A 24,917-nucleotide genomic window follows, 5' to 3' on the forward strand; every position below is an offset into this window, starting at 1 on the left:
GCTCATGTGGCAGAGAACACATATCCAACCGCTATCACCGCTTCTGAAGCACCGAAGCGCGTCAAGCCTTCAAACTATCCAGAGCCTTTCGCTTCCCGCATGTCCGGGAGGCAGAAGCAACCGCTCGGCGATCTGTTTGGTCTCACCAACTTCGGCGTCAACCTCACGCGCCTAGAGCCAGGCGCAGCCTCGGCCCTTCGCCACGCCCATACCAGGCAAGACGAGTTCATCTATGTCTTGCAAGGTCACCCCACACTGCATACCGACGAAGGCTTAACTCGCCTGTCGCCAGGCATGTGCGCAGGCTTCAAAGCCGGAACGGGCAACGGTCATCGCCTCATGAACGAAACCTCGCAAGAGGTTGTTTACCTTGAGGTCGGAGATAGAACGCCAGGAGACGAAGGGAGCTATCCAGACGATGATCTCAAAGCCTTGCTTGTCGACGGAAAGTGGAAATTCGTTCACAAGAACGGTGTTCCGTACTAACGATGCAAGCGCCGGTTCACCGAATGAGGGCTAACCCTTCAATCGAGAGGACTTGCCCCGGCAAGCCGGGTCAAGCCTCTCATCTCAAACGTTAGATAACACAGGAAGTGAATCGTGACCCTTACAAAAAGCAAGCTGATTGCTGGTTTCGTTGGCTGGCTTGCCGTCAGCTTTGTTGCCGCTTCTATCGGTAGCGCGGCATCAATTCGAGCTGGCTCGTTCTATTCGCAAGAGCTTGTTCGTCCCGAGTGGGCGCCGCCACCTGATCTTTTCGGCCCCGTTTGGACCATCCTCTACGCACTTATGGGCATTGCGGCATGGCTTGTCTGGCGTTCCGGAGGGTTCCGCGCTGCCCGTGCAGCACTCACTCTCTTTCTGGTGCAACTTGCGCTCAATGCGCTGTGGAGCTGGCTATTCTTCGGCTGGCACCAAGGCGCCTTAGCTTTCGCAGACATTGTTTTTCTTTGGGTGCTTATCGTTGGCACGCTGATTGCATTCTGGCGTATCAGTGCGTTGGCCGGTGCGTTGCTCATCCCATACCTGCTATGGGTTAGCTTTGCCACCGCGCTAAATTATTCTGTGTGGCAACTCAATCCGCAAATTCTGGGTTAGCGGGGTGTGTTGCCTAACAATTCGTTCAAGCCGACGCCGCTTCGCGGCGCGGCTTAACTCAGGTGTTAGGTGGTCATGGGGCTCTTCGATTTCCTCAAGAAAAAATCTGCTCAGACCGTCGAGCCCGAGGAGAGCTTTGAGGAGTTCGCCGCTCGCCTTCAAGCTGATTTCGCCAAGAATGATCACCTAGGCAAGGCCGCCATCGCCGGACAAAAAGCCCAGGAAGCTGTAGCTTCTAGAAAGTTCGACGTCGCGTGGGGGCTGTATCAAGACCAAAAGCAGCACTACCTCCAGCACGCGTCGCGTTGCGGCTTCACCAAAGCACAAGTACTTGCCCTTGATGCCTCCGTGAGTCAGCCCATGGCAAACATTCTCAGGCTGGAGAATAAGCACCATGACGCATTGGTACACATCGTGTATTGGGTGGCAGCCTCTCCGCGGATCACAAAGTCGCAGCAGCAAAAGCTTCCTGCATACTTCAATCGGTGCCGGTTTAAGACAGTTACGCTTGCTGATCTCAATGATCTCGTGGGCGCGTCGCGGGCTGATCCGGATTTTGTTCGTATCAGAGACGTGATTGGTGGTTGGCGGGATCGCGGCTGACCACCTAACAATTCATTCAAGCCGATGCCGCTTCGCGGCACGGCTTAATTCAGGCGTTAGGCGCATGGATCAGCTATGACACTGAAACGTTGCTTCCGAGCCCCCATCCCTGAACTCTTCGATGTGGCGCGCTACCTAGATGCTGCGGTATCCGCCCACCTTGCCGGTCATGCGTCAGTCGCTGCCGAGTTGTTCTCGCTTGCGAACAACGGCGAAGTCCGCGCTTGGCTAGAGTCGATTTGGGGGAAAGACAGCGAATATGTGAGAGTGGAAAAACTTCCCCCAAAGGACGTTTCGGAGCGCGTCGAGGCGCGGATGCCAACTCAGATCCAGATCGACGAACTTCACAAGCGAGACGGTTATCACTGTCGCTTTTGCGGCATTCCCGTTGTCCGTGCCGAAGTGCGAAAACGGGCGACTGAACTCTATCCGTCCGCAGTTACGTGGGGGCGCACGAACGCATCTCAGCACGCGGGGTTTCAAGCTCTTTGGGCTCAATATGATCACGTCGTTCCACACTCCTGCGGAGGCACGAACGACCTTGAAAACTTGGTTGTCACTTGCGCCGCGTGCAACTTCGGAAAGATGTCATATCGGCTAGAGGAACTCGGGCTGCTCGATCCAAGGGATTTTCCGGTCGTCTCCTCATCGTGGGATGGGCTGGAACGGCTACTGGCCTATGCGCCTAACAATTCGGTGCAGGGGACGCTGCGCGATAAAGCCGCGCAGCGCCCCTGACCTCAAACGTTAGGCATCATAATCTACGCGCTTGGTTACGAAAGTTTCGTTAACGTTTGTTATGTCAAAAGGAGAGTTCTATGAAATGCCCGAATTGTGGAAAAGAAGCATCATCCGTATTTCGCTGCGGAAATTGCGGTGATGTGCGCTGCACGAAGTGCCACGGCAGAACGGGCCCCGCGACAAGCAGTTCAAGCTCGACTCCAGGTAATTACAACCAACTAGCGTGTTTAGTTTGCCGGAAAAGAGAAGTAAAACGAATTAGCTGAATAACATTACCAAGGCAAATTATGATTGACCGCAGCTTCGCCAAAGAGGCGCTTGCGAAATTCGTTGGATGTGACAGTGATGAATGGGCAGCAGGAAATTCAGCTTCACCCTCGGTCTGGCTGTTCGGTATCGAGCACGGCACGTATAAGAGCAAGCATGAATCGTCGACAGAAATTACTGAAGACGACGGGTATTCAGTTCCAATCCAACTTCGATGGCCATATAACCAAAGGGCGTTCAAGCTCCTTGCTGCAATGAACGGCTACGGCACCGAAGAATTCTTGCGGTTTGCAGAGGAACATCAGCCCTTCGTAAAAGGACGTACGGGGTACTTCAAAGGAAATCTTTACCCATTCGCCTGCCACGATGTTGGGTCGTGGCCCGAGGACGCTGCGAGGGAAACAGGAACAACCGACAAGGGCGAGTATCGGCGGTGGTGCCAAGAGCATCGCTTGCCTGCAATAAAGAACTGGGTCGATGAGTATCAGCCGATAATATTCATTGGGGTTGGCATTAGCTGCCGCACCGACTTTTCAATAGCGGTATTTGGTGAAGCAGTAGAATTAAATGAGAAAGTCATCACAGTGAAAAACCACAACAAGAGAATTTTCTATTTAACTCGTGGCTGGCGTAAGTTGGTTGTTATTCCTCACTTCTCCGGCCCTTATGGTTTGAACAGCAACGAATCATTGCAAAAGACAGGGGAATTCATCGGAGAAATGATGCGATCGAAGCAACATTTAACGCCACACGCGTAATTTCAGCATTGAAATGCAACCAAACGATTGGGGCACATTGCCTAACAATCCAGTCAACCGGACAGTCAAAAAGCTGCGCTTTTTGACTGCCGGTTACTTAGTTCGTTAGCCTCCACAGACATGAATCCTAGACTCTTGCGTGCAACCCCGAGCATAGCTGCTCTGTGCTTACTCTCCGCTTGTGTGGGCGTACCTGTGAATGATGTACGCAACAGCCCCGTAGTTCATGAGAGCGTATCCAACCGGTCCATGAATGTATGCGTTCGGTGAACCCATCTTGAGTCGAGGACGGTAATCGACGATCGTCCCCACGAAGGAGATCGTGGGGACGATGGAACGATTGATCGATGGACAGCGCCGACTGCGGCGCGAGTACAGCGCTGATTTCAAGGCGCTGGTGTTGGCTCAAACCCGTGGGCCGGGTGCATCTGTGGCCGGTGTAGCCTTGAGTCACGGCCTGCACCCGAATATGGTGCACCGCTGGTTACGCGAAGAGCGCTTGACGGGTACACACGTCCAGCAGCAACCGCCGGCCTTCGTTGCCCTACCTGTTCCGACGGGCGTCAGCGATGTTCGCGTTGCTCAGACGGCAGGGGCTGCCTCGGGCGCGGAGGGCGAGTTCATTCGTATCGAACTGCAGCGTACCGGCGCCACCATCACGATTACCTGGCCGGTGACGGTGGCTGCTCAATGCCCCCAGGCACTGCGTGAGTTGCTGCGATGATCCGTATTGATGCCCTTTGGCTGGCCACCGAGCCGCTGGACATGCGCGCCGGAACGGAATCGGCTCTGGCCCGCGTGGTGGCGGTCTTCGGTGCTGCACGCCCGCATCACGCCTACCTGTTTGCCAACCGGAGAGCCAACCGCATGAAGGTTCTGGTGCACGATGGTATTGGTGTGTGGCTGGCGGCGCGGCGCCTGAATAGCGGCAAATTCGTCTGGCCGCGTGAGGGGGCATTGATCGCCAATCTCAGCCGCTCGCAGTTCGACGCTCTGGTGCTCGGGTTGCCTTGGCAGCGCCTGGGCGATGGTGGCGTCATCACCATGCTCTGAATCTGATCGCAGGCCTGCTGCCTGCCAATCGGTGCATGTGCCAATGGCGTGGCGTTGCCGGCGCTGGCACAGTCATGCCCATGGTGGTCGAGCCGCAATCCCTTGATAGTCTGAGTCCCGAGCAACTGCGCTCGGCGCTGCTGTCCATGCTGCAAGCCGCTGCTGCCAAGGACCAGGAACTGGCCTTCAAGCAGACCCTCATCGACAAGCTCACGCACGAGAACGCGCTCTTGAAGCGCATGAAGTTCGCCGCCCAGTCAGAGCGCTTCAGCCCTGAGCAGAAGAGCCTGCTCGACGACGAGATCGAAGCGGACCTGGCGGCCGTGGCCAGCGAGATCGACGGGCTGTCGCAGGCGCAAACGCCGACTACCCCCGAGAAGAAACAAGCCAAGCGCTTGCCACTGCCCGCCCACCTGCCACGTCGCGAGATCCGCCACGAGCCCGCGTCCACCACCTGCTCGTGTGGCTGCCAGATGAAACGCATCGGGGAGGACGTGGCTGAGAAGCTGGACTACGTGCCTGGCGTGTTCAGCGTCGAACGCCACATCCGCGGCAAGTGGGCATGCGCCCAGTGCCAGAGCATTCAACAGGCGCCGGTCGACGCGCACGTCATCGACAAAGGCATCCCCACCGCCGGCCTGCTGGCCCAGGTGCTGGTGGGCAAGTACGCCGATCACCTGCCGCTGTACCGGCAGGAGGCGATCTTCGGCCGCGCCGGCCTGGCCATCTCGCGCTCGACCCTGGCGCAATGGGTAGGCACCTGCGGCGTGCGGTTGCAGCCGCTGGTCGATGCCTTGAAGGACGAGATCCTCAGCCACCGGGTGCTGCACGCCGATGAGACTCCGGTGGCCATGCTCAAGCCCGGTGATGGCAAGACGCACCGCGCCTACCTCTGGGCCTATGCGCCGGGGGCGTTTGAAGACATCAAGGCCGTGGTCTACGACTTCTGCGAGTCTCGCTCGGGCGAGCATGCCCGGCGCTTCCTGGGCCATGGCACCGACAAGGCCTGGAAGGGAAGTCTGACCTGCGACGACTTCAGTGGCTACAAGGCCCTGATCGCCAGCGGCGTGACCGAGGTGGGTTGCCTGGCGCATGCCCGGCGCAAGTTCTACGATCTGCACGCGGCCAACCAGAGCCAGATCGCCGAGCTCGCCCTGCAACAGTTCGCCCGGGTCTATGACATCGAGCGCGAGGTCAAGGATCTGGGCGCCGAACAACGGCAAATCGTTCGACAGCAGCAGACAAGGCCCATCCTGGATGCCCTGCACGAGTGGATGACACTGCAACGGCGACAGGTGCCCGACGGATCGGCAACCGCCAAGGCGCTGGACTACAGCCTGCGAAGATGGGATGCGCTGACCCGATTCGTGGGTGACGGACAACTGCCCGTGGACAACAACTGGATCGAGAACCAGATCCGGCCCATTGCCGTCGGTCGCAACAACTGGCTGTTTGCCGGTAGTTTGCGCGCGGGCCAGCGGGCCGCCGCCGTCATGAGCCTGATCCAGTCGGCGCGCATGAACGGGCACGACCCGTATGCCTACCTCAAGGAAGTGCTCACGCGGCTGCCCACGCACAAAGCCAGTCGCATCGACGAACTCTTGCCGCACCGCTGGCAACCAGGCGCCATCTAAGTCTCAGCCACGTCCGCCGGTGGCGGTCAACATGGGATCACCGCGCGCTTACCCATGAATGACGTCCTCTCCTGCCTAACTGCTGCCCTTGATGAGTTTCGTGGAGATGGTCGAATGCTCACTGCTAGCTATCCTCAACCGCCGATGGTCGAGATTTCCATTGGCGCCCTTCAAATGGGTAGCTTCAGACATCACTACCTTTTGATGATTACCAGCCTTGATGGAGGTATAAAGGTTTTGGTCAGATCTGCAGGTACCACTTTCATTCCAATGTCCCAGCCCGAACTCATAAAGCAGGTCACCTCATGTACATGAGGTCAGCGAGCGCTTCGGTGCATGCTCAAATATCAATGGGCTGGCGAAGCCTAGAGGCTAACTCGGCGCTCAACCTCGCTCCCTTCGGTCGCTGGACACTGCGCGATAAAGCTGCGCAGCGCCGGTTAGCTCTACGTTAGACGTTGCCCACAATGCCGACTACGGTCACCACAAAACTCAAAGCTGAGCTTTATCTCATCGTCTTTCTTTGCGTGTCGGCAATCGTTGTCGGCCCGCTATCGCTCTGCTCAGTGCTGCGGCCGAGTCCCGAGTCGCTCACATCTTGGTTCCAGCGCAGCGGTGCAATCACTTCGATTTTTGCCGTCTTTGCGCAGTACCGAATCAGCGGCTTCTTGGAGGCTATTCGCGGCGGTACTTTCGCGGAGTCCTGGTCGCTCTACCATCTGTTCAAAACTCATCATCACGTACTGTCGTGGGTCATCGCCGTCATCACAATTTGGGGCGCGCTCGTCTGGGGCTACGGTGACCTACTCCTCAAATACGTCTAACATTTCGTTCAAGGCGGACGCCTCCGGCGCCGCTTAACTCAAGCGTTGGGCGTCTAAGGATTGATGGGCCATGCCACAGAAGAAACTCCTCGAGAAGATGCTTCAAGCCGCCCCGAAGCGATCGCTTAGAAGCACCCTTTTCAACGTGGCTCACGCCTATGCCAGAGCTGCCAATTACTCCTTGCAGGCAATAGGCGCCGAAAAAGATGCCGACTTTGCCGCGCCAGCAATCATGTGCCAGAGTTTTGCGATCGAACTTCTGCTCAAGTTCTTCTTGGCTATAGACCATCCCAATGCCAGTACCACGGATCAGTTGAAAGCTGCGGGCGTTAAGCTCAAGTGTCACAAGTACTCAGAGCTTTTCGATCAGCTACAGCAGCAGACTAAAGACAAGATTGCTTTGGCCTATGCGGACGTGATTCGTCAATCGGCAAGTGCTGAAGATTTCAGACAGGCTCTCTTAGCGCAAGGCGACGACCCGTTCGTCTATTGGCGATATATCTACGAAACTCAAGACCGCATTTCGCATTTCGACACTCAAGCTTTCGTGAACGTCCTTACCGCCTTGGGTAAAGCTGCGGAGGCGGAGCGAAAGGCTGCGCCGAACGCATGACGCTTCGACGCCCAACCCTGCGGTCAACCCGGACCTTGCGCATAAAACCGCGCAAGGCCGGTTACCTTGAACGTTAGGTGTCGCATCCCGGACGATCATAAGGTCGTTTTCGGAACATCTCTGGATGCGAGTGGTACCACTCTTTCATGGCCTGCATAGGCGTCTTACTGGCTACGTTATACCCCACGGGGGAGTTCATGGCAAGTAGAAAAAGGATTTTTATATGTCATATTCTCGATAAATGGGAATTGACAGAGTTTTGATACCCGGGGTTTATACGGAGAAGAGGCGGCATTCGAGACATTCGCGTCCGTCATGGCGTCATGGCATGATGTGAAGCGCGGTGCCTCTTCCTCGCTGTGCAGCGGGGCAGGGCATGCCAGTTGTGCCACCCCTTCAGGAGAAATCCCATGATCGTCACCACCACCCCCAGCATCGACGGCAAGCGCATCACGCAATACTGCGGCGTGGTTGCCGGCGAGGCCATCCTGGGCGCCAACGTTTTCAAGGATCTGTTTGCCGGCCTGCGCGATATTGTCGGTGGCCGTTCCGGCATGTACGAGCGCGAGCTGCAGAAGGCTCGTGACATCGCCATGCGCGAACTGCAGGAACGCGCACAGGGGCTTGGGGCCAATGCTGTTGTTGGCATTGACCTGGACTACGAGGTGCTGGGGCAGGGCAACGGCATGCTGATGGTGTCTGCCAGCGGTACGGCGGTGGTTGCCGAGTGATGGCGGCTGGTGCAGCGGCAGGCGCCGGCGTTGCTGCCGGCAATGGGCGCGTGTTGCAGGCGTCCCCGTGGATCCGGCGGTTTACCGAACTGGTGCCGGCAGGCTCCACCGTGCTGGATGTCGCCTGTGGGGCCGGCCGCCATATGCAGTGGTTTGCCGCACAGGGCTATCCGGTGCTGGGCGTTGACCGTAATGCCGAAGCCTTGGCAACTGCCTGCCAATACGGCGAGGTCCTGCAGGCCGATCTGGAAGACGGCAGCCCCTGGCCCTTGCCCGGGCGGCAGTTTGGCGCCGTGGTGGTCACCAACTACCTGTGGCGTGTCGTGTTTCCGTCCCTGTTCGACAGCGTGCAGCCAGGTGGCGTGCTGCTGTACGAAACCTTCGCGGCGGGCAACGAAACGGTCGGGCGGCCGTCGAACCCCGAGTTTCTGTTGCAACCGGGCGAACTGCTGCAGCGTGTTGCGGCAGCCGGACCGCAATGGCGTGTGATTGCCTACGAGGATGGCTTCGAAGCGGATCCCGAGCGCTTCGTGCAACGCATTGCGGCCGTGCGCACCGTGACCACGGATGCGGAAGCGCCGACGCGCTACCCGTTGCAGTCTGGGCTTTTGTAGAACATACAAGCACCGCCATCAAGGCGCAGCACGCATGGCTGGCTTTTTTTCAGCATGCTGCTTGCCGTGCACAGGTGAGAGCCCCGACTGATCACTCCAGCGGCGCAGCCGCCTCAATCAGACTACTCCCGCGCAGTGCCTGCTCCACCATCGCCGGCGCAATCAGCCAACCGTGGCGGAACAGCCCGTTGATGCGGGTCAGACCGTCCACCAGCGTGATGGCGGGCATGTTGTCTGCCAGTGCGGGGCGCAGATTGCTCTCCATATGCACCACGCGCGCTTCGGTCAGCTCAGGCAGTACGCTGTGCGCAGCCGCCAGCAGCTCCACCGTGCTGCGCAGGCTCACCGGGCTGCGGTCTTCGCTTTCGATCTCGCTGGCCCCCACCACGATCATGTCGCCCGGGCGCGGCACCACATACACGCGGTGGCGCGGGTGCATCAGGCGCACCGGCCGGTGCAGCTCCACGCCGGGCGCATGCAGCCAGAACACTTCGCCGCGCACGCCACGCATGGCCTGATCGGGCAGGGTGGCACCAGCCGCCAGTTGGTAGACAAATGGCGGCAGCGAACCATCTGCCGCAGGCAGGGAGACGGTGCTGTCGGTGTTGCCATCACGCGCCCCCAGGCCGCGCGTATCGAACACCCAGTCAAAGCGCTCGCCCTCAATCGCGTGCGGCAGCACGTCGCGTACGGCGGTATTCCAGCGGAACGTGGCGCCGCACTGCTCCGCAGCAACGACCAGCGCCACCAGCATTTCCACCGTATGCACCTGGCCTTCCTTGTCGAGCATCCAGCCGCGCAGCTGGCGCGATACGCCGGGCTCCAGTTCCTGCAGTTCCTGCGCGCTGAGAGGGCGGGCCAGCGGCTCGTCGCGTTGCGAGGCAGGCGCCTTGCTCTGCAGACCTGCCAGCAGCCGCTGGGCCGAGCCCATGTCGCTGCCGTGCGCCAGCAGCAGGCTGCCACGCTGCGCAAAGTACACGCTTTGCTGATGGGCCTGCTGCAGCCGCTCGGCATGCGCGCGCCACAGGTCCACGCTCATCCAGCCAAGCTCGGCCAGATTCCAGTCCGCGCATTCCAGTTCGGCCAGCGGGCTCAGCATGCCGGCAGCGGTAAAGCCGGCCGCGCGCGGTTGCTGGTAATCGGGAGCGGCACCCGAGGCAGGATCAAACACCGTCACCTGATACCCAGCCGCCGCCAGCTTCCATGCCAGCAGCCGCCCCAGCACACCGGCGCCGGCAATGCCGATGCGGGCGGGGGCTTGCAGCGCAGGATACCGAGGAGAGGGAAGCAGGGCGGTGTGATGATTTTGCATGGCGGGCATTATCTTCAACAGGAACAGAAGGCGCTTTGTCGTGGGGCAAGAAAATGCCAACCTGGCAAAGAAAAACGGCCTGGATGCAAGCACCGCAGGCCGTGGAGACTTGCGACCCATGGCCGCAAGCGCAGGAGATCAGGCCTGGGCCGTAAATTCCTTGAACGCAGCCAGTGCGTTGGCGGTGTACATCAGGGACGGGCCACCACCCATGTAGACGCACATGCCCAGCGTTTCTTCCACTTCTTGCTGGGTAGCGCCGAGTTTGACCAGCGCCTTCACATGGAAGCCGATGCAGGCATCGCAATGCGCAGCCACAGCCAGAGCCAGGGCGATCAGCTCCTTGGTCTTGGCGTCGAGCACGCCGTCGCGCGTGGCGGCGGCAGACATTTCGCCGAAGGCCTTCATCAGATCGGGCTGGGCCGATCGGAAGCCGGCCAGATGGCTGGAGATGTCCTTGGTGTGGGCCTTGTAACTGGGAATACCGCTCATGAATGCTGCCTCACTTCTTCATCGGGCAGGTGTTCATGCCCAGCAGCTTGTAGGCGGGGCAGGTGCGCAGCAGGCCGGTCAGCAGGGGCAGCAGGCCCAGCCAGGCCCAGTTGCTGCCGATATAGCCGAGCAGTTGGGGCGTGCCCAGGATCAGGATCAGGCCTACGGCAATGCGCAGGATACGGTCGATACCACCAACGTTCATCTCGTTCTCCTTGAAAATCAATTAACGAACAAGTAGATTATAGGGTGACCGGAAAAACCCTGTGTCACCCCTGCCACGGATCAGGCTTTCGCCCCAGGCACCGGCACATAGATTTCGCCGCCGCCTGCCATGAATTCTGCACTCTTTTCGGCCATACCCTTCTCCTGGGCCTCTTTTTGTGCCGCATAGTCGCGCACTTCCTGCGTGATCTTCATCGAGCAGAACTTGGGGCCGCACATCGAGCAGAAGTGCGCCACCTTGCTGCTGTCCTTGGGCAGCGTCTCGTCGTGGAAGGCCAGTGCCGTGTCCGGGTCCAGGCTCAGGTTGAACTGGTCCATCCAGCGGAACTCGAAGCGCGCCTTGCTGATGGCCGAATCGCGTGCGCGGCTGCCCGGGTGGCCCTTGGCAATGTCGGCGGCATGCGCGGCAATCTTGTAGGCGATGATGCCCTGCTTGACGTCATTGCGGTCGGGCAGGCCCAGGTGCTCCTTGGGCGTCACGTAGCACAGCATGGCCGTGCCCATCCAGCCGATCATGGCGGCGCCAATGGCGCTGCTGATGTGATCGTAGCCGGGGGCAATGTCGATCGTCAGCGGGCCCAGGGTGTAGAAGGGCGCCTCGTGGCAATGCTTGAGCTGCTCTTCCATGTTGGCCTGGATCATGTGCATCGGCACGTGGCCCGGGCCTTCGATCATGGTCTGCACGTCGTGCTTCCAGGCGATCTGCGTCAGCTCGCCCAGCGTGCGCAGTTCGGCAAACTGCGCTTCGTCGTTGGCGTCGTCGTTGGAGCCGGGGCGCAGGCCATCGCCCAGGCTGAAGCTCACGTCATAGGCCTTCATGATCTCGCAGATCTCTTCGAAATGCGTGTACAGGAAGTTTTCCTTGTGGTGGGCGATGCACCACTTGGCCAGGATGGAGCCGCCGCGGCTGACGATGCCGGTGCGGCGGTTGGCCGTGAGGTGGATATAGGGCAGGCGCACGCCGGCGTGGATGGTGAAGTAGTCCACGCCCTGTTCGGCCTGCTCGATCAGCACGTCGCGGAAGATGTCCCAGGTCAGGTCTTCGGCAATGCCGCCCACTTTTTCCAGCGCCTGGTAGATCGGCACGGTACCAATCGGCACCGGGCTGTTGCGGATGATCCAGTCGCGCGTGGTGTGGATGTTCTTGCCGGTGGACAGGTCCATCACCGTGTCGGCGCCCCAGCGGATCGACCACACCAGCTTCTCGACTTCTTCCTCGATGCTGGAGGTGACGGCCGAGTTGCCGATGTTGGCGTTGATCTTGGTGAGGAAGTTGCGGCCGATGATCATCGGCTCGATTTCCGGATGGTTGATGTTGGCCGGGATGATGGCGCGGCCGCGCGCCACTTCATCGCGCACGAATTCGGGCGTGATGATCTTCGGAATGCTGGCGCCCAGGCCGTTGCCCTTCAGGCGCATCTCGCGGTTCAGGTCGGACTGGTACTCGGCCATCCACTCGCGCTTGCCGTTTTCGCGCAGGGCGATGTATTCCATCTCGGGCGTGATGATGCCCTGGCGTGCGTAGTGCATCTGCGTGACGTTGCCGCCGGCCTTGGCACGGCGCGGCTGGCGCTGCAGGGCGGCAGCCTCGCGGCGCAGCACCTCGATGCGCTCGGCATCGCGCTCGTCCAGCTTGCCGCCGTCGTCCAGGATGTGGTGCAGGCGGCCTTCGTAGGTTTCGCTGTCGCCACGTGCTTCGATCCACTGGCTGCGCACTGTAGGCAGGCCCTTGCGCACGTCGATCTCGGCCTTGGGATCGGTGTAGGGGCCCGAGGTGTCATACACGGTGACCTGCTCGCCGTTGGTCAGCGCGATCTCGCGCATGGGCACGGCCACGCCGGCCTGCTGGCCGGGCACGTAGACCTTGGTGGAGGCAGGCAGCGGATCGCGCGTGAGCGTGAGCAACTGGTTCAGGTCTGCGGGCGGGGCGGGGATATGGTCGGGCGCGTTCATGGGCTGTCTCCAGAAGAATCTCTATACAAGTGCTCCGGAGGCCTGATGCGCCAATGGCGGCCGCGAGGGCCGGGTAGGGCAGGCTGCTCTCCTTCCGCCGGTGTGAGCCGGGTCAAGTTCGCGGGTTCGGCAAAAAGCCATCTCAGCCTGCGCGCCAATGCCGCGCAAACACCCCGGAGCATATGGACGCATTGTATGCAGATTCGGCAGGCCGTGGGGCTGGGTGCTGGTAATCCCGCGTTTCGCCTGCATATGCGTTTGGACGGAACGCTGCAAGTGACATTGCTCTCGCAGCGCTATGATTCTGCTTTTGCACAAGGATGGATTCCCATGACTGGACAGACCGAGGCAGTCCCCGCGCCGGGCAGCGCAGGCGGACAGTTGCAGGTATCGCTCAATGGCGAGGCGTTGCAGATGCCGGCCGGCAGTACGCTGGAGGTGCTGCTGCAGGCGCGCGATCTCGACCCGATGACGCATGCCACGGCCGTCAACGGCCAGTTCGTGCCGCGTGATGCGCGTGCAGCGCATGCCCTGCAGGACGGCGATACCGTCATGTGCTTCCAGGCGATTGTCGGAGGGTAAGGCGATGACGTGGCAGATTGCGGATGTGACGCTGGAGAGCCGTTTCTTTCTGGGCAGCGCGGGCTACCCTTCGCCCGAGGTGTTGCGCCAGGCCATCGTGGCCTCGGGCGCGCAGGTGGTGACGCTGGGCCTGCGCCGGCAACTGGGCATCGACAAGGGCTCCCAGTCCGACAACGGTTTTGTCGACGTAGTACGCAGCACCGGCGTGCGCCTGTTGCCCAACACCGCCGGCTGCCGCAGCGCGCGCGAGGCGGTTACGCTGGCCATGATGTCGCGCGAACTGCTGGGCACGCACTGGATCAAGCTGGAAGTGATTGGCGACGAGCAGACGCTGCAGCCGGATCCCTACGAGTTGGTACAGGCCGCGGAGGAGCTGGCGCGCAATGGCTTTGAGGTGTTCCCGTACTGCACCGATGATCTGGTGACCTGCCAGCGCCTGCTGGACGCGGGTTGCCGCATCCTGATGCCCTGGGGCGCGCCGATCGGCTCCGGGCAGGGGCTGCTCAATCCGTGGGCACTGCGCACGCTGCGTGCGCGCCTGCCGCAGGTGCCGCTGGTGGTGGATGCCGGGCTGGGCGCGCCGTCACACGCGGCGCAGGCAATGGAGCTGGGCTTTGATGCCGTGCTGCTCAACTCGGCCGTGGCGCAGGCGCACGATCCGGTGAAGATGGCCGGCGCCTTCCGCGACGCCATCGCTGCGGGCCGCGCGGGTTTTGAGGCGGGCATCATCGCGCCTCAGGAAATGGCGGTGGCGAGCACGCCGGTGACGGGACGGCCGTTTATCCTGTGAGGAGGCGCCGCTCGTTATGAACTGCATGCGTGAGCAGGTAAATCGCCTGCGCCTGCAGGACGGCGGCCGAATGATGGATTGTGAGACATGAGCAAGGCATTCACCAAGGAAACCGACCACGAGGACGATGACGACGACGTCATGCCTGCGATGCCGGCTGGCGTGAAGAACTACATCACGCCGCAGGGCTACGCGCGCCTGCGAGGCGAACTGATGCAGCTGATCGACGAAGAGCGCCCGCGCATCGTCGAAACCGTGCACTGGGCAGCCAGCAACGGCGACCGTTCGGAGAATGGCGACTATCTCTATGGCAAGAAGCGGCTGCGCGAAATCGACCGCCGCATCCGCTTCCTGACCAAACGGCTGGAAAAGGCCGAAGTGGCGGATCCCAGCGTGCATCACGGGGGCGACCAGGTGTTTTTTGGCGCCACCGTCACCTATGCCAACGAAGCCGGCGATGAAAAAACCATCACCATTCTGGGCGTCGACGAGGTGGACAACCTGCAGGGCCAGGTCAGTTGGATTGCGCCCATCAGTCGGGCGCTGCTGCGCTCGCGCGTGGGCGATGTGGTGCAACTGCAGACGCCGGGGGGCGTGGAAGAAATCGAAGTGATCGAGGTGAACTACCCGCAGCCCCAGTAAGCCGGCGCCTCAGTCGTTGTTATCCTCAGGCGCTTGGGGCTTGGGCGTTTCGGTGTGGGCCGATGCCAGCCAGCTGCCATTCTTCTTCACCCAGGTGGTGGTGTCGAAGGACGTCATCTGCTGCTGCTTGCCGTTCATCTCGAAGGTCTGATCGACGGTGTAGGTTGCGATCGCCACATCGGGAGTCGGAAACAGCACCTTCTCGTCGGCAAACTTGAAGCTGATCAGCTTCGCGCCGCCTTCTTCCGCCATCTTGCGATAGCTTTCGTGGTCAAAGTGTTGGATGCCGCGCATGCCCGCTACCGCGGCTTGCTCGTCGAGCATGGCGACAGCGCTGCCGATGTCTTCATCACACATGGCCTGCCAGAACTTCGCTTCCAGGGCCAGAATCTCGTCGGGATCCGTCATGGCTCGCTCCGTGGGTTGAGGTTGGGCCATCTTCCCATGCGGCTGGCGCGAGAGGTGTGACGGGGCGGTAACGGGGGTTACCGCCTGGTGGACGATTGCCCGACCTGATCTCAGAACCCGCCGCGAAACGCCACCCCGACAATCACGAAGCAGACAGAGACCACGGTCACCAGCGTCACCCGGCGCGCCATGGCGGGAAGCGTGGCGGCTGTGAGTCTGGGAATGATGCGCAGGCGTGCGTCGAGTGCCGTTGCCGCAGTCAGGGCCAGCAGTCCCAGCTTGAGCATTACCAGCCGGCTTTGCAGTGTTTCGCCGCTGAACCAGTCGGCATGCGAAGGCAGCAGCAGATGTGCCATCCACAGGCCGGTCACGATCTGGATCAGCAGGGCAGGCATGCCGATCTTTTCATAGCCGGACTCGAAGTTCAGCAAAATCCCCGGATCATGTGCCCGGAGTGCGCGCGGCAATACCGTCAGCGCCAGAACCAGATGGCCGCCGGTCCAGATAGTCGCGGCGAGGATGTGGGTGAGGAGGATGTAGCTGTACATGCCTCCATCATCCACGAAATCCCACAAATAAAACCAATTCTCATTATCAAAGAGTTGGCTGTGATCAAGGAATGGTCGAATTGCTGGCGTGGCTCAGTTGCCGCCATCAGGGAGATGACTGGCGACCAGGTCTGCCATCAGGCCCGCATCCGTGCTGCCCAGGGTTCTCAGTCCACGCACCACGCCCTCCTGATTGTGTCCCGGCTGATTCTGGCTGGTTTTCCATTTGCCCTGCAGGCGGGTGATGGAAATTTCGATGCCCACGATTGCATTCAGCATCCTCCCGACGTAATCCTCAGGCGCATCGGCAACTTGCCACGGCGTGGAAAAAGCGGCCTCCTGGGCATTCGTCAGTGCTTCCAGATGGTCGTGCAACCAGACAGGAGATTCGATGCAGCGCAGCCTCCCGTATGCGTGCACCGTCGTGTAATTCCAGGTGGGAACGGCTTTTCCTGTCTCTGCCTTGGTCGGATACCAGGAGGGAGTGATGTACGCTTGCGGTCCATGAAAAATCGCCAGTACATCCATGTCTGCATGCAGATCATTCCAGACCGGATTGACACGAGCGACATGGCCCCGCAACACGCCATAAGGGCCCGACTCAGGCGACAGATGCAAGGGGATGTGGTTGGCGTTCAGCCCATCAGCGCCCAGCGTGACAAGCGTGCTCAGCGGGTGACTACGCATCAAGGCATGCAGCGCGGCAACGTCTTCCTGATGGAAGTGCTTGGGAATATGCACGGGTGCTTGGGTTCCAGAATCAATGTGATGACAGGGTGGCTATCGGACGGCTATCGCCGCTATGTTTACCCGGCCGACTTCACCCGCGTAGCCCGAATCGCCGCCGGCACGCGCCGGATGCCACGCAGCACGTTCGCCAGATGCAGCCGGTCGCGCACCTGCAGGATCAGCCGCACATCCAGCACTTCCTGGTTCATGTCGTCCGACATGCTGATGTAGCCGATATTGGCGTTGGAGCGGGCAATGGCCGCCGTAATGCCCGCCACAGCACCGACGCGGTTGTGGATGGTGACGGTGACTGCGGTCGGGAAGCGCCGCGTCATGTGCTCGGCCCACTCCACTTCCATGAAGCGCTCGGCATCCTTGGCGCGCAGGCGCTTGGCCACGGTGCAGTCGGCCGTGTGCACGATCAGGCCTTCGCCGCGGCCCAGGTAGCCGATGATCTCGTCGCCTGGCAACGGGTGGCAGCAGGGCGAATACTTGATGGAGGATTTTTCGCTGCCGTCCAGCGCAATGATCTGGCGGTACTGCTGGGCTTCCTCGTTGAAGCGCTCCATGCTCAGCAGCACGGCGTCGGGCTTTTCGCCCAGTTCGGTCATCAGCGTGGCCAATTGTTTGGCAATTACCGTGGTGATGCGCTTGCCGTGGCCGATGTCCAGATACAGATCCTCCAGGCTCTTGCTGTTGGCAAAGCGCAGCAGCTTGTCCCAGACGGCCTTGTGTTCTTCGTCCTGTGGCGGAATGTGCTCCATGCCTTCGGCGCGGTAGGCCTGCAGGAACAGGCGCTGGCCCAGCACCAGCGCCTCCTCGTTGGATTGCACCTTCAAATGGTTGCGGATGCGCGAACGTGCCCGCGCCGTGCGCACAAAACTCAGCCAGGCCGGCTTGGGCGTGGAATCCGGATCGGTGATGACCTGCACCACGTCGCCGCTGGACAGTTCGGTGCGCAGCGGCGCTTCGCGGTTGTTGACCAGGCAGCCCACGGCGCGATCACCCACGTCGCTGTGGATGGCGTAGGCAAAGTCGACCACGGTGGCGCCGCGCGGCAGCGACATGATGCGGTTCTTGGGCGTGAACACGAACACGTCCTCGGGGAACAGGTTCAGGCGAACGTGGTCCAGAAACTCGTTGGCATCCAGCGTTTCCTTCTGGATATCGAGCAGGCTCTTGAGCCAGTTGGCCGGCTTGCCGCTCTTGTCGTCGGCCGCTGCCTGCTCGCCTTGCTGCTTGTACAGCCAGTGTGCCGCCACGCCGGATTCGGCCACCTGGTGCATGGCATCGGTGCGCATCTGGAATTCGACATGGATGCCTGCCGGGCCGATCAGCGTGGTGTGCAGCGACTGGTAGCCGTTGTCCTTGGGGATGGCGATGAAGTCCTTCAGGCGCTGCGACACCGGCTTGTAGAGCGAGTGCAGAATGCCCAGCGCGAGGTAACAGTCCGAGTTGCTCGGCACGATGATGCGGAAGCCGAAGATGTCGTAGAGCTGGGCAAAGCTCTGCTTCTTGCTGTCCATCTTGCGGTAGATGGAGAAGATGGTTTTTTCGCGTGCCTTGATGCGGGCCTTGAGGCCGGCGGCGGCAAAGGCATCTTCCACGTTCTTCTGCACCTCCTGCACCAGATGGCGACGCCGGCTGCGCGCGTGGCCGATGGCCTTGGTGAGTGTTTCGTAGCGCCAGGGGTGCAGGTACTTGAAGGAGAGGTCTTCCAGTTCGCGGTAGGTGCGGTTCAGGCCCAGGCGGTTGGCGATGGGTGCGTAGATTTCCAGCGTTTCGGTGGCAATGCGGCGCTGCGAGTCGGGCTTCATGTCCGACATGGTGCGCATGTTGTGCGTGCGGTCGGCCAGCTTGATCAGGATGACGCGCACGTCGTTGGCCATGGCCAGCAGCATCTTGCGGAAGGATTCGGCCTGGTTCTCCTGCCGGCTGCTGAATTGCAGCTTGTCCAGCTTGGTGAGGCCGTCGACCAGTTCGGCCACGGGGGTGCCGAATTTTTCCGTCAGCTCTGCCTTGGTGACGCCGCAATCCTCCATGGTGTCGTGCAGCAGCGCGGCCATCAGGGCCGGGGTGTCTAGCTTCCATTCCGCACACTGCGCCGCCACGGCAATCGGGTGCGTGATGTAGGGTTCGCCGCTCTTGCGCGTCTGTCCCAGGTGCGCCTGATCCGCCAGCTTGTAGGCCGCCCGCACGCTCGCGATCTCATTCTCGGCCAGATAGTCGAGTTTGTTGAGCAGGGCAGCAAAGCTGGCGGCAGAGGCGGTTTCGGCGGGGGACGGAGTCATGCGGCAATCCGTTCGGAGGACACGGCTGTAAGAGGAAGAAACAGGAGCTCTCATATTACCCGAGATGACAGGAATAAGACAGCGCCCAGGCCCTGTCATTTGCCTGCGATCGGGCATGAAAAAAGCACCCCGGAGGATGCTTCTTGCGATTGGCTGCGGGCCACTCAGGGCGCGGGGCGCAGAATCAGGTCGGGACCTTCTTCAGCATTTCCAGGCCGACCTTGCCGGCTGCGATTTCGCGCAGGGCGGTAACGGCGGGCTTGTTGCGGCTTTCGACCTTGGGCAGGTGGCCCTGGCTCAGCATGCGGGCGCGGTAGGTGGCAGCCAGAACCAGCTGGAAACGGTTGGGGATTTGTTCGAGGCAGTCCTCGACGGTGATGCGTGCCATGATGAAGCAGGTACTCCGGAATCAGATGATGTGCAGGGCGGAAAACACGGTTGCCCTGGAGCGGCTTTGCGCGGCGTATTTCAGGCGCTGGGCGTGCACGATGCTCTTGAGATCGAACAGTGCACGCTCGAATAACTCATTGATTATAACAAAATCGAATTTTGCTGCCTGTGCCATTTCCTGCTCGGCATTGACCAGGCGCTGCTCGATGGTCTCGGCGCTGTCCTCGCCGCGGCGCTCCAGGCGCGAGCGCAGCTCTTCCCAGCTCGGGGGCAGTACGAACACCAGCACCGCATGCGGGAAGATCTGCTTGATCTGCAGCGCGCCCTGGTAGTCGATTTCCAGCAGCACGTCGCCGCCTTCGGCCAGGCGCTGCTCTACTGCCTGGCGCGAGGTGCCGTAGCGGTTGCCGTGCACCTGGGCCCACTCCAGGAAATCCTGGTTGGCGATCATGGTGTCGAAGGTGGCGTTGTCGACGAAGAAGTATTCGCGGCCATCCACTTCCTGGCCCCGCGGGGCGCGCGTGGTGTGCGACACGGAGGCCTTGACGCCGGCGTCTACTTCCATCAGGGCTCTGACCAGGCTGGACTTGCCCGCGCCGCTGGGGGCGGCTACGACGTAGAGGTTGCCAGGGTATTCGGTGGGGGTGTTCTGCTGCATAGGTCGGAGCTTGGAAGATTTATTCGATATTTTGCACCTGCTCGCGCATCTGCTCGATCAGCACCTTCATGTCGACCGAAATGCGCGACGTATCCAGTGCGGCCGATTTGGAGCCCAGCGTGTTGGCTTCGCGGTGCAGTTCCTGGATCAGGAACTCCATGCGCTTGCCCAGCTCGCCGCCCTTGTTCAGCAGGTTCTCGATGGTGTCCAGGTGCGATTGCAGGCGGGTGATTTCCTCGGCCACATCGATGCGGATGGCGAAGGCGGTGGCTTCGGACAGCGCGCGCTCCTGGGCGGCTTCGGCCGACACAGGGTTTGCTGTGGACTGGGCGGATGCCTGCTGGAAGGCGTCATTCCACTTGTCCAGAAAGCGCTGGCGCTGCTGCTCTACCAGTTGCGGGATCAGCGGCTCGGCTTCCCTGGCCAGCGCGCGCAGGCCTTGCACGCGCTGCAGCAGGCTGTCGGCGAGTTGCCTACCTTCGGTTTCACGCGCATGCTGGAAACGCTCCAACAGCGTCCGCATGGATTGCAGCAGCCACTGCTGCATCTGCTCGGGCGGCAGCGCGAGGGAGGAAGGCGCGGTATTCAGGCGCAGCACGTCGGCCACCGACAGCGGCGCTGCCTGGGGCAGCCAGCTGCGCACGGCGTCCTGCGCGGCGGCCAGGCGCTGCAAGAGGGCGACGGAAGGGGCCTGCATCTGGTCAGGGGCGGAAGACTGGTGCTCCAGCGAAGCGCGCAGCTCTACCTTGCCGCGGCGCAGCTGCTTTTGCAGCAGTTCGCGCAGGGCGGCTTCATGCGGGCGCAGTTCTTCCGGCAGCTTGAAGGTCAGGTCGAGAAAGCGGCTGTTGACAGCGCGCAGTTCCAGGCTCAGGCGCCAGTCGTCCGGCAGGGCGGGATCGAAGCCCTGGTTGGCATCGGCCTGCATCTGGCCGGGGGTGGACTGCAGGCTGGCGTAGCCGGTCATGCTGTAAACTGGCATGCATTACCTCGGGAGGGGAAAAACGGTTGGCAGCAAGGGCTGCGGCGTGCCGGAAGTATAGACGCTCGCTTTGCCAGCCGCGTGCTGTACCGGCCAAAACAGGCGTCGATCCAGTCGGCATGATCGTGACTGATATTCCCGCTGCGTGCGTTTGTCAACCTGTCCGCATTTCTCTCTTCGGGCGTCTCATACTGAAGGATCCAGACCATCATGACCACGAACAGCTACGCGCGCCCGTCCGGCCGCGCCCACGACGAGCTGCGCCCGGTGCGCATCACCCGCAACTTCACCATCCACGCCGAAGGCTCGGTGCTGGTGGAGTTCGGCAACACCAAGGTGCTGTGCACCGCCAGCGTGGACGAGAAGGTGCCGCCGTTCCGCCGCGGCAGTGGCGAAGGCTGGGTCACGGCCGAATACGGCATGCTGCCGCGTTCCACCCACACCCGCAGTGATCGCGAGGCAGCCAGGGGCAAGCAGAGCGGCCGCACGCAGGAAATCCAGCGTCTGATCGGCCGCGCACTGCGTGCCGTGTTCGATCTGGAGGCGCTGGGCGAGCGCACCATCGTGCTCGATTGCGATGTGCTCCAGGCCGATGGCGGCACGCGCACCGCGGCCATCACGGGGGCTTTCGTCGCTGCGCAGGATGCCGTCAACGGCCTGCTGCGCGATTTCAAGGTCACGCGCAATCCGATCCGCGAGCCGGTGGCCGCCGTATCGGTCGGCATGATGGAAGGCACGCCGCTGCTCGATCTGGAGTATCTGGAAGACTCGGCCTGCGATACCGACATGAACGTGGTGATGACCGGTGCCGGCAAGTTCATCGAAGTGCAGGGTACAGCCGAAGGCATGGCCTTCAGCCGCGAGCAGCTCGACACCATGCTGGAGCTGGCGCAAAAAGGTATTCTCGCCCTGCAGGACAAGCAGCGCGAGGTACTGGCGGGCTGAGGCATGACCATGAAAATCGTGCTCGCCTCCAACAACAAGGGCAAGCTGGCCGAGCTGCAGGCGCTGTTTGGCGAACTGGGCGTGGAGCTGGTACCGCAAGCGGCGCTGGGAGTGCCCGAGGCCGAGGAACCCTTTCACACTTTTCTGGAAAACGCACTGACCAAGGCGCGCAACGCCAGCCGTCACAGCGGCCTGCCGGCCATTGCCGACGATGCCGGCCTGTGCGTGGATGCATTCGGGGGTCAGCCTGGTGTGCAGACGGCGTATTACGCCACGCAGTTTGGCTATCCCAAGGGGGATGACAACAACGTGACCGCGCTGCTGGAGCAGATGCAGGGCATCACGCAACGCCGTGCAGCGCTGGTCAGCACGCTGGTGGCAGTGCGCTCGCCGGACGATCCGGAGCCGCTGGTGGCGGTGGGCCGTGCCGTCGGGCAGATCACGCAGCAGCCGGTGGGCGACAATGGTTTCGGCTTTGATCCGGTGATGTTCATTCCCGAACTAAATCAAACCTTTGCGCAGATGGATCCGGACGAGAAAAACCGTCGCAGCCATCGCGGCCAGTCGGCGCGAGAGATGGTGCGCCTGTTGCGCAATACCTGGCTGGCGCCCGACGCCGCCTGAGCGGAAATCCCCATGGCCAATGCTCCCGATGTGCTGGACCTGATGCGTCCCGGCAGCCTGCAACTGCCGGCGCTCCCGCCGCTGAGCCTGTATGTGCACCTGCCCTGGTGTCTGAAAAAATGCCCCTATTGCGACTTCAATTCGCATGCGGTGCAGGGCGGGGCGGGGGTGCCCGAGCAGGCCTATGTCGATGCGCTGATGGCCGATTTGCAGCAGGCCCTGCCGCTGGTGTGGGGCCGGCAGGTGCACAGCATCTTCCTGGGCGGCGGTACGCCCAGCCTGTTCTCGCCTGATGCCATCCACGGTCTGCTCAGCCAGATCCGCGCCTTGCTGCCATTGGCGCCCATGTGCGAAATCACGCTGGAGGCCAACCCCGGCACCTTCGAGCGTGAGCGCTTTGCGGCGTTCGCGCAGGCGGGCGTTACGCGCCTGTCGATCGGTGTACAGAGCTTCAACGATGCGCACCTGAAGGCGCTGGGTCGGGTGCACGATCGCGCCCAGGCGCTGGCCGCGGTGGAAGAGGCTGCGCACAGCTTCGATACTTTCAACCTGGACATCATGTACGCCCTGCCGGGGCAGGACCTGGCCGACTTGCGCCAGGATCTGGACCAGGCGCTGCAGTTTGCACCGCCGCATATCAGCATCTACCACCTGACGATCGAGCCCAATACCTACTTTGCCAAGTATCCGCCCACGCAACTGCCGGATGAGGACAGCGCCTATGGCATGCTGGACCTGATCACCGAACGCACGGCGGCGGTTGGCATGGAACGCTACGAGGTGTCGGCTTATGCGCGCCCGGGTCATGCGTGTGTGCACAACCAGAATTACTGGGGCTTTGGCGACTATCTGGGCATCGGCGCGGGCGCCCATGGCAAGCTGAGCTTTCCGCACCGTATCGTGCGCCAGGTCAAGGTGCGCGAGCCGCAGCGCTACATGGAACTGGCGCTGCGTGGCGAGGCGCTGGCGCAGCAGCACGAAGTGGCGCGCGAGGATCTGCCGTTCGAGTTCATGCTAAATGCGCTGCGGCTGCGCAATGGCTTTGCGCTGGCGGATTTTGGCGACCGGACGGGCTTGCCGATCACGGTAATCCAGCGCCCGCTGGAAGAGGCCGAGCGGCGCGGCTGGATTGCGCGCGACTTTGCGCGTGTGTGGCCGACGGAGCAGGGATTTGATTTTTTGAGTGACTTGCAGGCGCTGTTCTTGCCAGACTAAACACGTGTCGCCGGGCTCATACATGCAAGCCGCTGCACGAAAGACGCGTAGCGTCACGATTTGACGCAGGGGCTTCGTACACTGGCAGGATGAAGACCCAGCAAGACTTGATCATTCGTGTGGCCCACTTGATAAGCCGCTTCATCCGCACAAGTGCGTTTCCAAGCGAGAAGGGTGGATATGGTTTTGAATGACATCCCAACTGGTTTTCGCATAGCAGCGTACCAGCATGCCATCTACCAGCGCCATAGCACCAACGGTAAGCGCTTGCGTATGCAGGATGCACTTGCCTTGCAGGCGGATAGCCACGATTTCATCTGGCAAGAGCAATCACGCGCACTTCCATCGACCCTCTTGACTGGCGGCTCCGTTTGGGCATCTGTGGCTGATGGTGTCTCCAGCAGCCCTTGCGCAGCTCTTGCGAGTTTGAGCTTTTTGGAGGTGCTTCACCATGTTGTTGAAGAGGCAGCGTTAAAGGGCTTGCCTGAAACCTTGCCTCAACGCGTGCGTACCGCGGTACAGGAATGGCAATTCCGATATCGAAACGAGCGAACTGAAGGTGCGTCCACTACTCTGGCCAGTATCCATATCGTTCACGATCAGGTTTGTGCTGTGAACTGCGGTGATTCGAGAGTTTGGCGTCTGCGCAGGCAGCGAAGCGGTGAAATCGAATGGCTTCAGCTCAGTCTGGATCACACGGTGTGGCAGCAAATTCTTCAGGAGGAATTGGAGCCGGAAGAAGCAGGCATGGAGCATGCCTCCATCTACGATGGACTTTTGCACTGCCTGACACTCGGTGAAAGCACGGATCCCGAGCCGATATGGGACGCTGGTCTGACGCAGCATACTGGTGCTTCGGAAGAGTGGTTGCATGTTTGGCGTGGCCGTGTTGCGCAAGGTGATGTCTATTTGCTTGCCACAGACGGCTTGCATGGCACAGTTGGTGATGCACGGCTGTCCACGCTTTGGCGAGGCGAAGCCTCACTTGACGAAAATATATCTCATTTGAAGCAGGCATATCTCTATGCAGGACGCTTGGATGACTGTTCAATGATCGCAATTGAAATAATCGGATCTTTAAGCGCTTCCTGCGGGTGCTGAGGACTGCATGGCCTCCCCTGTGCGGAGCCCAGACCGATCCACGTTGAATCATTGGCAACACAACACGGTGGGCTGCATCCGCCTGGTTGGATGCCCA

At 61.1% G+C, this 24,917-nt stretch carries 30 protein-coding genes, 1 pseudogene and 1 riboswitch; of the genes and pseudogenes, 19 read left to right on the forward strand and 12 right to left on the reverse strand.

Annotated features, from left to right (window positions below):
* The first annotated feature begins 6 nt into the window (after window positions 1-6).
* The 10 genes from ACX36O_RS04910 to ACX36O_RS04955 all read left to right on the forward strand — a co-directional run bounded on the left by ACX36O_RS04910 (window position 7) and on the right by ACX36O_RS04955 (window position 7,591).
* Complete coding sequence (locus tag ACX36O_RS04910; protein ID WP_488360133.1) at window positions 7-486, forward strand: cupin domain-containing protein; 480 nt, start codon at window positions 7-9, stop codon at window positions 484-486.
* 114 nt (window positions 487-600) lie between these two features.
* On the forward strand, window positions 601-1,098 hold the full coding sequence (locus ACX36O_RS04915; RefSeq protein ID WP_488360134.1) for a TspO/MBR family protein: 498 nt from the start codon (window positions 601-603) through the stop codon (window positions 1,096-1,098).
* Between the two features lie 75 nt (window positions 1,099-1,173).
* The gene (locus ACX36O_RS04920; RefSeq protein ID WP_488360135.1) at window positions 1,174-1,701 is read left to right on the forward strand and encodes a hypothetical protein; all 528 of its coding nucleotides are present in this window, start codon (window positions 1,174-1,176) and stop codon (window positions 1,699-1,701) included.
* A gap of 75 nt (window positions 1,702-1,776) precedes the next feature.
* Entirely contained in the window at window positions 1,777-2,439 is a 663-nt protein-coding gene (locus ACX36O_RS04925; RefSeq protein WP_488360136.1) for an HNH endonuclease, read from the forward strand.
* Between the two features lie 290 nt (window positions 2,440-2,729).
* Window positions 2,730-3,467: a hypothetical protein gene (locus ACX36O_RS04930; protein ID WP_488360137.1), complete on the forward strand. Its 738-nt coding sequence runs from the start codon at window positions 2,730-2,732 to the stop codon at window positions 3,465-3,467.
* Between the two features lie 331 nt (window positions 3,468-3,798).
* Window positions 3,799-4,191, forward strand: a complete 393-nt coding sequence (tnpA, locus tag ACX36O_RS04935) for an IS66-like element accessory protein TnpA (RefSeq protein ID WP_488360138.1) — start codon at window positions 3,799-3,801, stop codon at window positions 4,189-4,191.
* Window positions 4,188-4,520 (forward strand): IS66 family insertion sequence element accessory protein TnpB, encoded by a 333-nt coding sequence (gene tnpB / locus ACX36O_RS04940; RefSeq protein ID WP_213362054.1) that lies wholly within the window; start codon window positions 4,188-4,190, stop codon window positions 4,518-4,520. Before tnpA ends, tnpB begins: the two co-directional genes overlap by 4 nt.
* Window positions 4,521-4,600: 80 nt before the next feature.
* Window positions 4,601-6,154, forward strand: a complete 1,554-nt coding sequence (gene tnpC / locus ACX36O_RS04945; protein WP_488360230.1) for an IS66 family transposase — start codon at window positions 4,601-4,603, stop codon at window positions 6,152-6,154.
* Between the two features lie 467 nt (window positions 6,155-6,621).
* Complete coding sequence (locus ACX36O_RS04950; RefSeq protein ID WP_323030870.1) at window positions 6,622-6,978, forward strand: hypothetical protein; 357 nt, start codon at window positions 6,622-6,624, stop codon at window positions 6,976-6,978.
* A 70-nt stretch (window positions 6,979-7,048) separates the two neighbouring features.
* Window positions 7,049-7,591 (forward strand): hypothetical protein, encoded by a 543-nt coding sequence (locus ACX36O_RS04955; protein ID WP_488360139.1) that lies wholly within the window; start codon window positions 7,049-7,051, stop codon window positions 7,589-7,591.
* A 73-nt stretch (window positions 7,592-7,664) separates the two neighbouring features.
* Here the strand turns inward: ACX36O_RS04955 and ACX36O_RS04960 are convergent.
* Window positions 7,665-7,766, reverse strand: a pseudogene (locus ACX36O_RS04960) (IS481 family transposase); the annotation flags it as partial.
* 235 nt (window positions 7,767-8,001) lie between these two features.
* Here ACX36O_RS04960 and ACX36O_RS04965 point away from each other — a divergent pair.
* Complete coding sequence (locus ACX36O_RS04965; protein WP_488360140.1) at window positions 8,002-8,322, forward strand: heavy metal-binding domain-containing protein; 321 nt, start codon at window positions 8,002-8,004, stop codon at window positions 8,320-8,322.
* The gene (locus tag ACX36O_RS04970) at window positions 8,322-8,936 is read left to right on the forward strand and encodes a class I SAM-dependent methyltransferase (protein ID WP_323030876.1); all 615 of its coding nucleotides are present in this window, start codon (window positions 8,322-8,324) and stop codon (window positions 8,934-8,936) included. The genes ACX36O_RS04965 and ACX36O_RS04970 overlap by 1 nt, the downstream gene beginning before the upstream one ends.
* 91 nt (window positions 8,937-9,027) lie before the next feature.
* Here ACX36O_RS04970 and ACX36O_RS04975 read toward each other — a convergent pair whose 3' ends face one another.
* From ACX36O_RS04975 to thiC, 4 genes are all read right to left on the reverse strand, one after another.
* Entirely contained in the window at window positions 9,028-10,248 is a 1,221-nt protein-coding gene (locus ACX36O_RS04975; RefSeq protein ID WP_488360141.1) for an FAD-dependent oxidoreductase, read from the reverse strand.
* 138 nt (window positions 10,249-10,386) lie between these two features.
* A complete protein-coding gene (locus ACX36O_RS04980; RefSeq protein ID WP_323030878.1) occupies window positions 10,387-10,740 on the reverse strand; it encodes a carboxymuconolactone decarboxylase family protein in 354 nt (117 codons plus the stop codon).
* A 10-nt stretch (window positions 10,741-10,750) separates the two neighbouring features.
* A complete protein-coding gene (locus ACX36O_RS04985; RefSeq protein ID WP_323030879.1) occupies window positions 10,751-10,945 on the reverse strand; it encodes a YgaP family membrane protein in 195 nt (64 codons plus the stop codon).
* Window positions 10,946-11,025: 80 nt separating this feature from the next.
* Window positions 11,026-12,918, reverse strand: coding sequence for a phosphomethylpyrimidine synthase ThiC (gene thiC / locus ACX36O_RS04990; RefSeq protein WP_488360142.1), 1,893 nt, complete (start codon window positions 12,916-12,918; stop codon window positions 11,026-11,028).
* A 72-nt stretch (window positions 12,919-12,990) separates the two neighbouring features.
* Window positions 12,991-13,104: riboswitch (TPP riboswitch) on the reverse strand.
* Between the two features lie 144 nt (window positions 13,105-13,248).
* On the opposite strand from thiC, the gene thiS reads away from it, so the two are divergent.
* The 3 genes from thiS to greB all read left to right on the forward strand — a co-directional run bounded on the left by thiS (window position 13,249) and on the right by greB (window position 14,932).
* Complete coding sequence (gene thiS, locus ACX36O_RS04995) at window positions 13,249-13,500, forward strand: sulfur carrier protein ThiS (RefSeq protein ID WP_488360143.1); 252 nt, start codon at window positions 13,249-13,251, stop codon at window positions 13,498-13,500.
* A 4-nt stretch (window positions 13,501-13,504) separates the two neighbouring features.
* Window positions 13,505-14,290 (forward strand): thiazole synthase, encoded by a 786-nt coding sequence (locus ACX36O_RS05000; protein ID WP_213360186.1) that lies wholly within the window; start codon window positions 13,505-13,507, stop codon window positions 14,288-14,290.
* 87 nt (window positions 14,291-14,377) lie between these two features.
* The gene (gene greB, locus ACX36O_RS05005) at window positions 14,378-14,932 is read left to right on the forward strand and encodes a transcription elongation factor GreB (RefSeq protein WP_488360144.1); all 555 of its coding nucleotides are present in this window, start codon (window positions 14,378-14,380) and stop codon (window positions 14,930-14,932) included.
* Window positions 14,933-14,941: 9 nt separating this feature from the next.
* Here the strand turns inward: greB and ACX36O_RS05010 are convergent, their stop codons facing one another.
* The 7 genes from ACX36O_RS05010 to ACX36O_RS05040 form a co-directional block, all read right to left on the reverse strand.
* Window positions 14,942-15,340, reverse strand: a complete 399-nt coding sequence (locus tag ACX36O_RS05010; protein WP_488360145.1) for a nuclear transport factor 2 family protein — start codon at window positions 15,338-15,340, stop codon at window positions 14,942-14,944.
* Between the two features lie 110 nt (window positions 15,341-15,450).
* Window positions 15,451-15,888, reverse strand: coding sequence for a CopD family protein (locus ACX36O_RS05015; RefSeq protein ID WP_213360189.1), 438 nt, complete (start codon window positions 15,886-15,888; stop codon window positions 15,451-15,453).
* Window positions 15,889-15,981: 93 nt separating this feature from the next.
* A complete protein-coding gene (locus ACX36O_RS05020) occupies window positions 15,982-16,629 on the reverse strand; it encodes an FMN-binding negative transcriptional regulator (protein ID WP_213360190.1) in 648 nt (215 codons plus the stop codon).
* Window positions 16,630-16,694: 65 nt separating this feature from the next.
* Entirely contained in the window at window positions 16,695-18,908 is a 2,214-nt protein-coding gene (locus ACX36O_RS05025; RefSeq protein ID WP_250130982.1) for a RelA/SpoT family protein, read from the reverse strand.
* Window positions 18,909-19,092: 184 nt separating this feature from the next.
* Window positions 19,093-19,296 (reverse strand): DNA-directed RNA polymerase subunit omega, encoded by a 204-nt coding sequence (gene rpoZ / locus ACX36O_RS05030; RefSeq protein WP_213360194.1) that lies wholly within the window; start codon window positions 19,294-19,296, stop codon window positions 19,093-19,095.
* Between the two features lie 21 nt (window positions 19,297-19,317).
* Window positions 19,318-19,956, reverse strand: coding sequence for a guanylate kinase (gmk, locus tag ACX36O_RS05035; protein WP_213360197.1), 639 nt, complete (start codon window positions 19,954-19,956; stop codon window positions 19,318-19,320).
* 19 nt (window positions 19,957-19,975) lie between these two features.
* Entirely contained in the window at window positions 19,976-20,935 is a 960-nt protein-coding gene (locus tag ACX36O_RS05040; protein ID WP_213360199.1) for a YicC/YloC family endoribonuclease, read from the reverse strand.
* 210 nt (window positions 20,936-21,145) lie between these two features.
* Here ACX36O_RS05040 and rph point away from each other — a divergent pair, with 210 nt between their 5' ends.
* The 4 genes from rph (at window position 21,146) to ACX36O_RS05060 (ending at window position 24,820) form a co-directional block, all read left to right on the forward strand.
* Complete coding sequence (gene rph / locus ACX36O_RS05045) at window positions 21,146-21,880, forward strand: ribonuclease PH (protein ID WP_371686351.1); 735 nt, start codon at window positions 21,146-21,148, stop codon at window positions 21,878-21,880.
* Window positions 21,881-21,889: 9 nt separating this feature from the next.
* Complete coding sequence (gene rdgB, locus ACX36O_RS05050; RefSeq protein ID WP_488360146.1) at window positions 21,890-22,504, forward strand: RdgB/HAM1 family non-canonical purine NTP pyrophosphatase; 615 nt, start codon at window positions 21,890-21,892, stop codon at window positions 22,502-22,504.
* Between the two features lie 12 nt (window positions 22,505-22,516).
* The gene (hemW, locus tag ACX36O_RS05055; protein WP_488360147.1) at window positions 22,517-23,719 is read left to right on the forward strand and encodes a radical SAM family heme chaperone HemW; all 1,203 of its coding nucleotides are present in this window, start codon (window positions 22,517-22,519) and stop codon (window positions 23,717-23,719) included.
* Window positions 23,720-23,899: 180 nt separating this feature from the next.
* Window positions 23,900-24,820: a PP2C family protein-serine/threonine phosphatase gene (locus ACX36O_RS05060; RefSeq protein ID WP_488360148.1), complete on the forward strand. Its 921-nt coding sequence runs from the start codon at window positions 23,900-23,902 to the stop codon at window positions 24,818-24,820.
* Window positions 24,821-24,917 lie beyond the last annotated feature (97 nt).

This window comes from Brachymonas sp. KE5 (assembly GCF_057773645.1).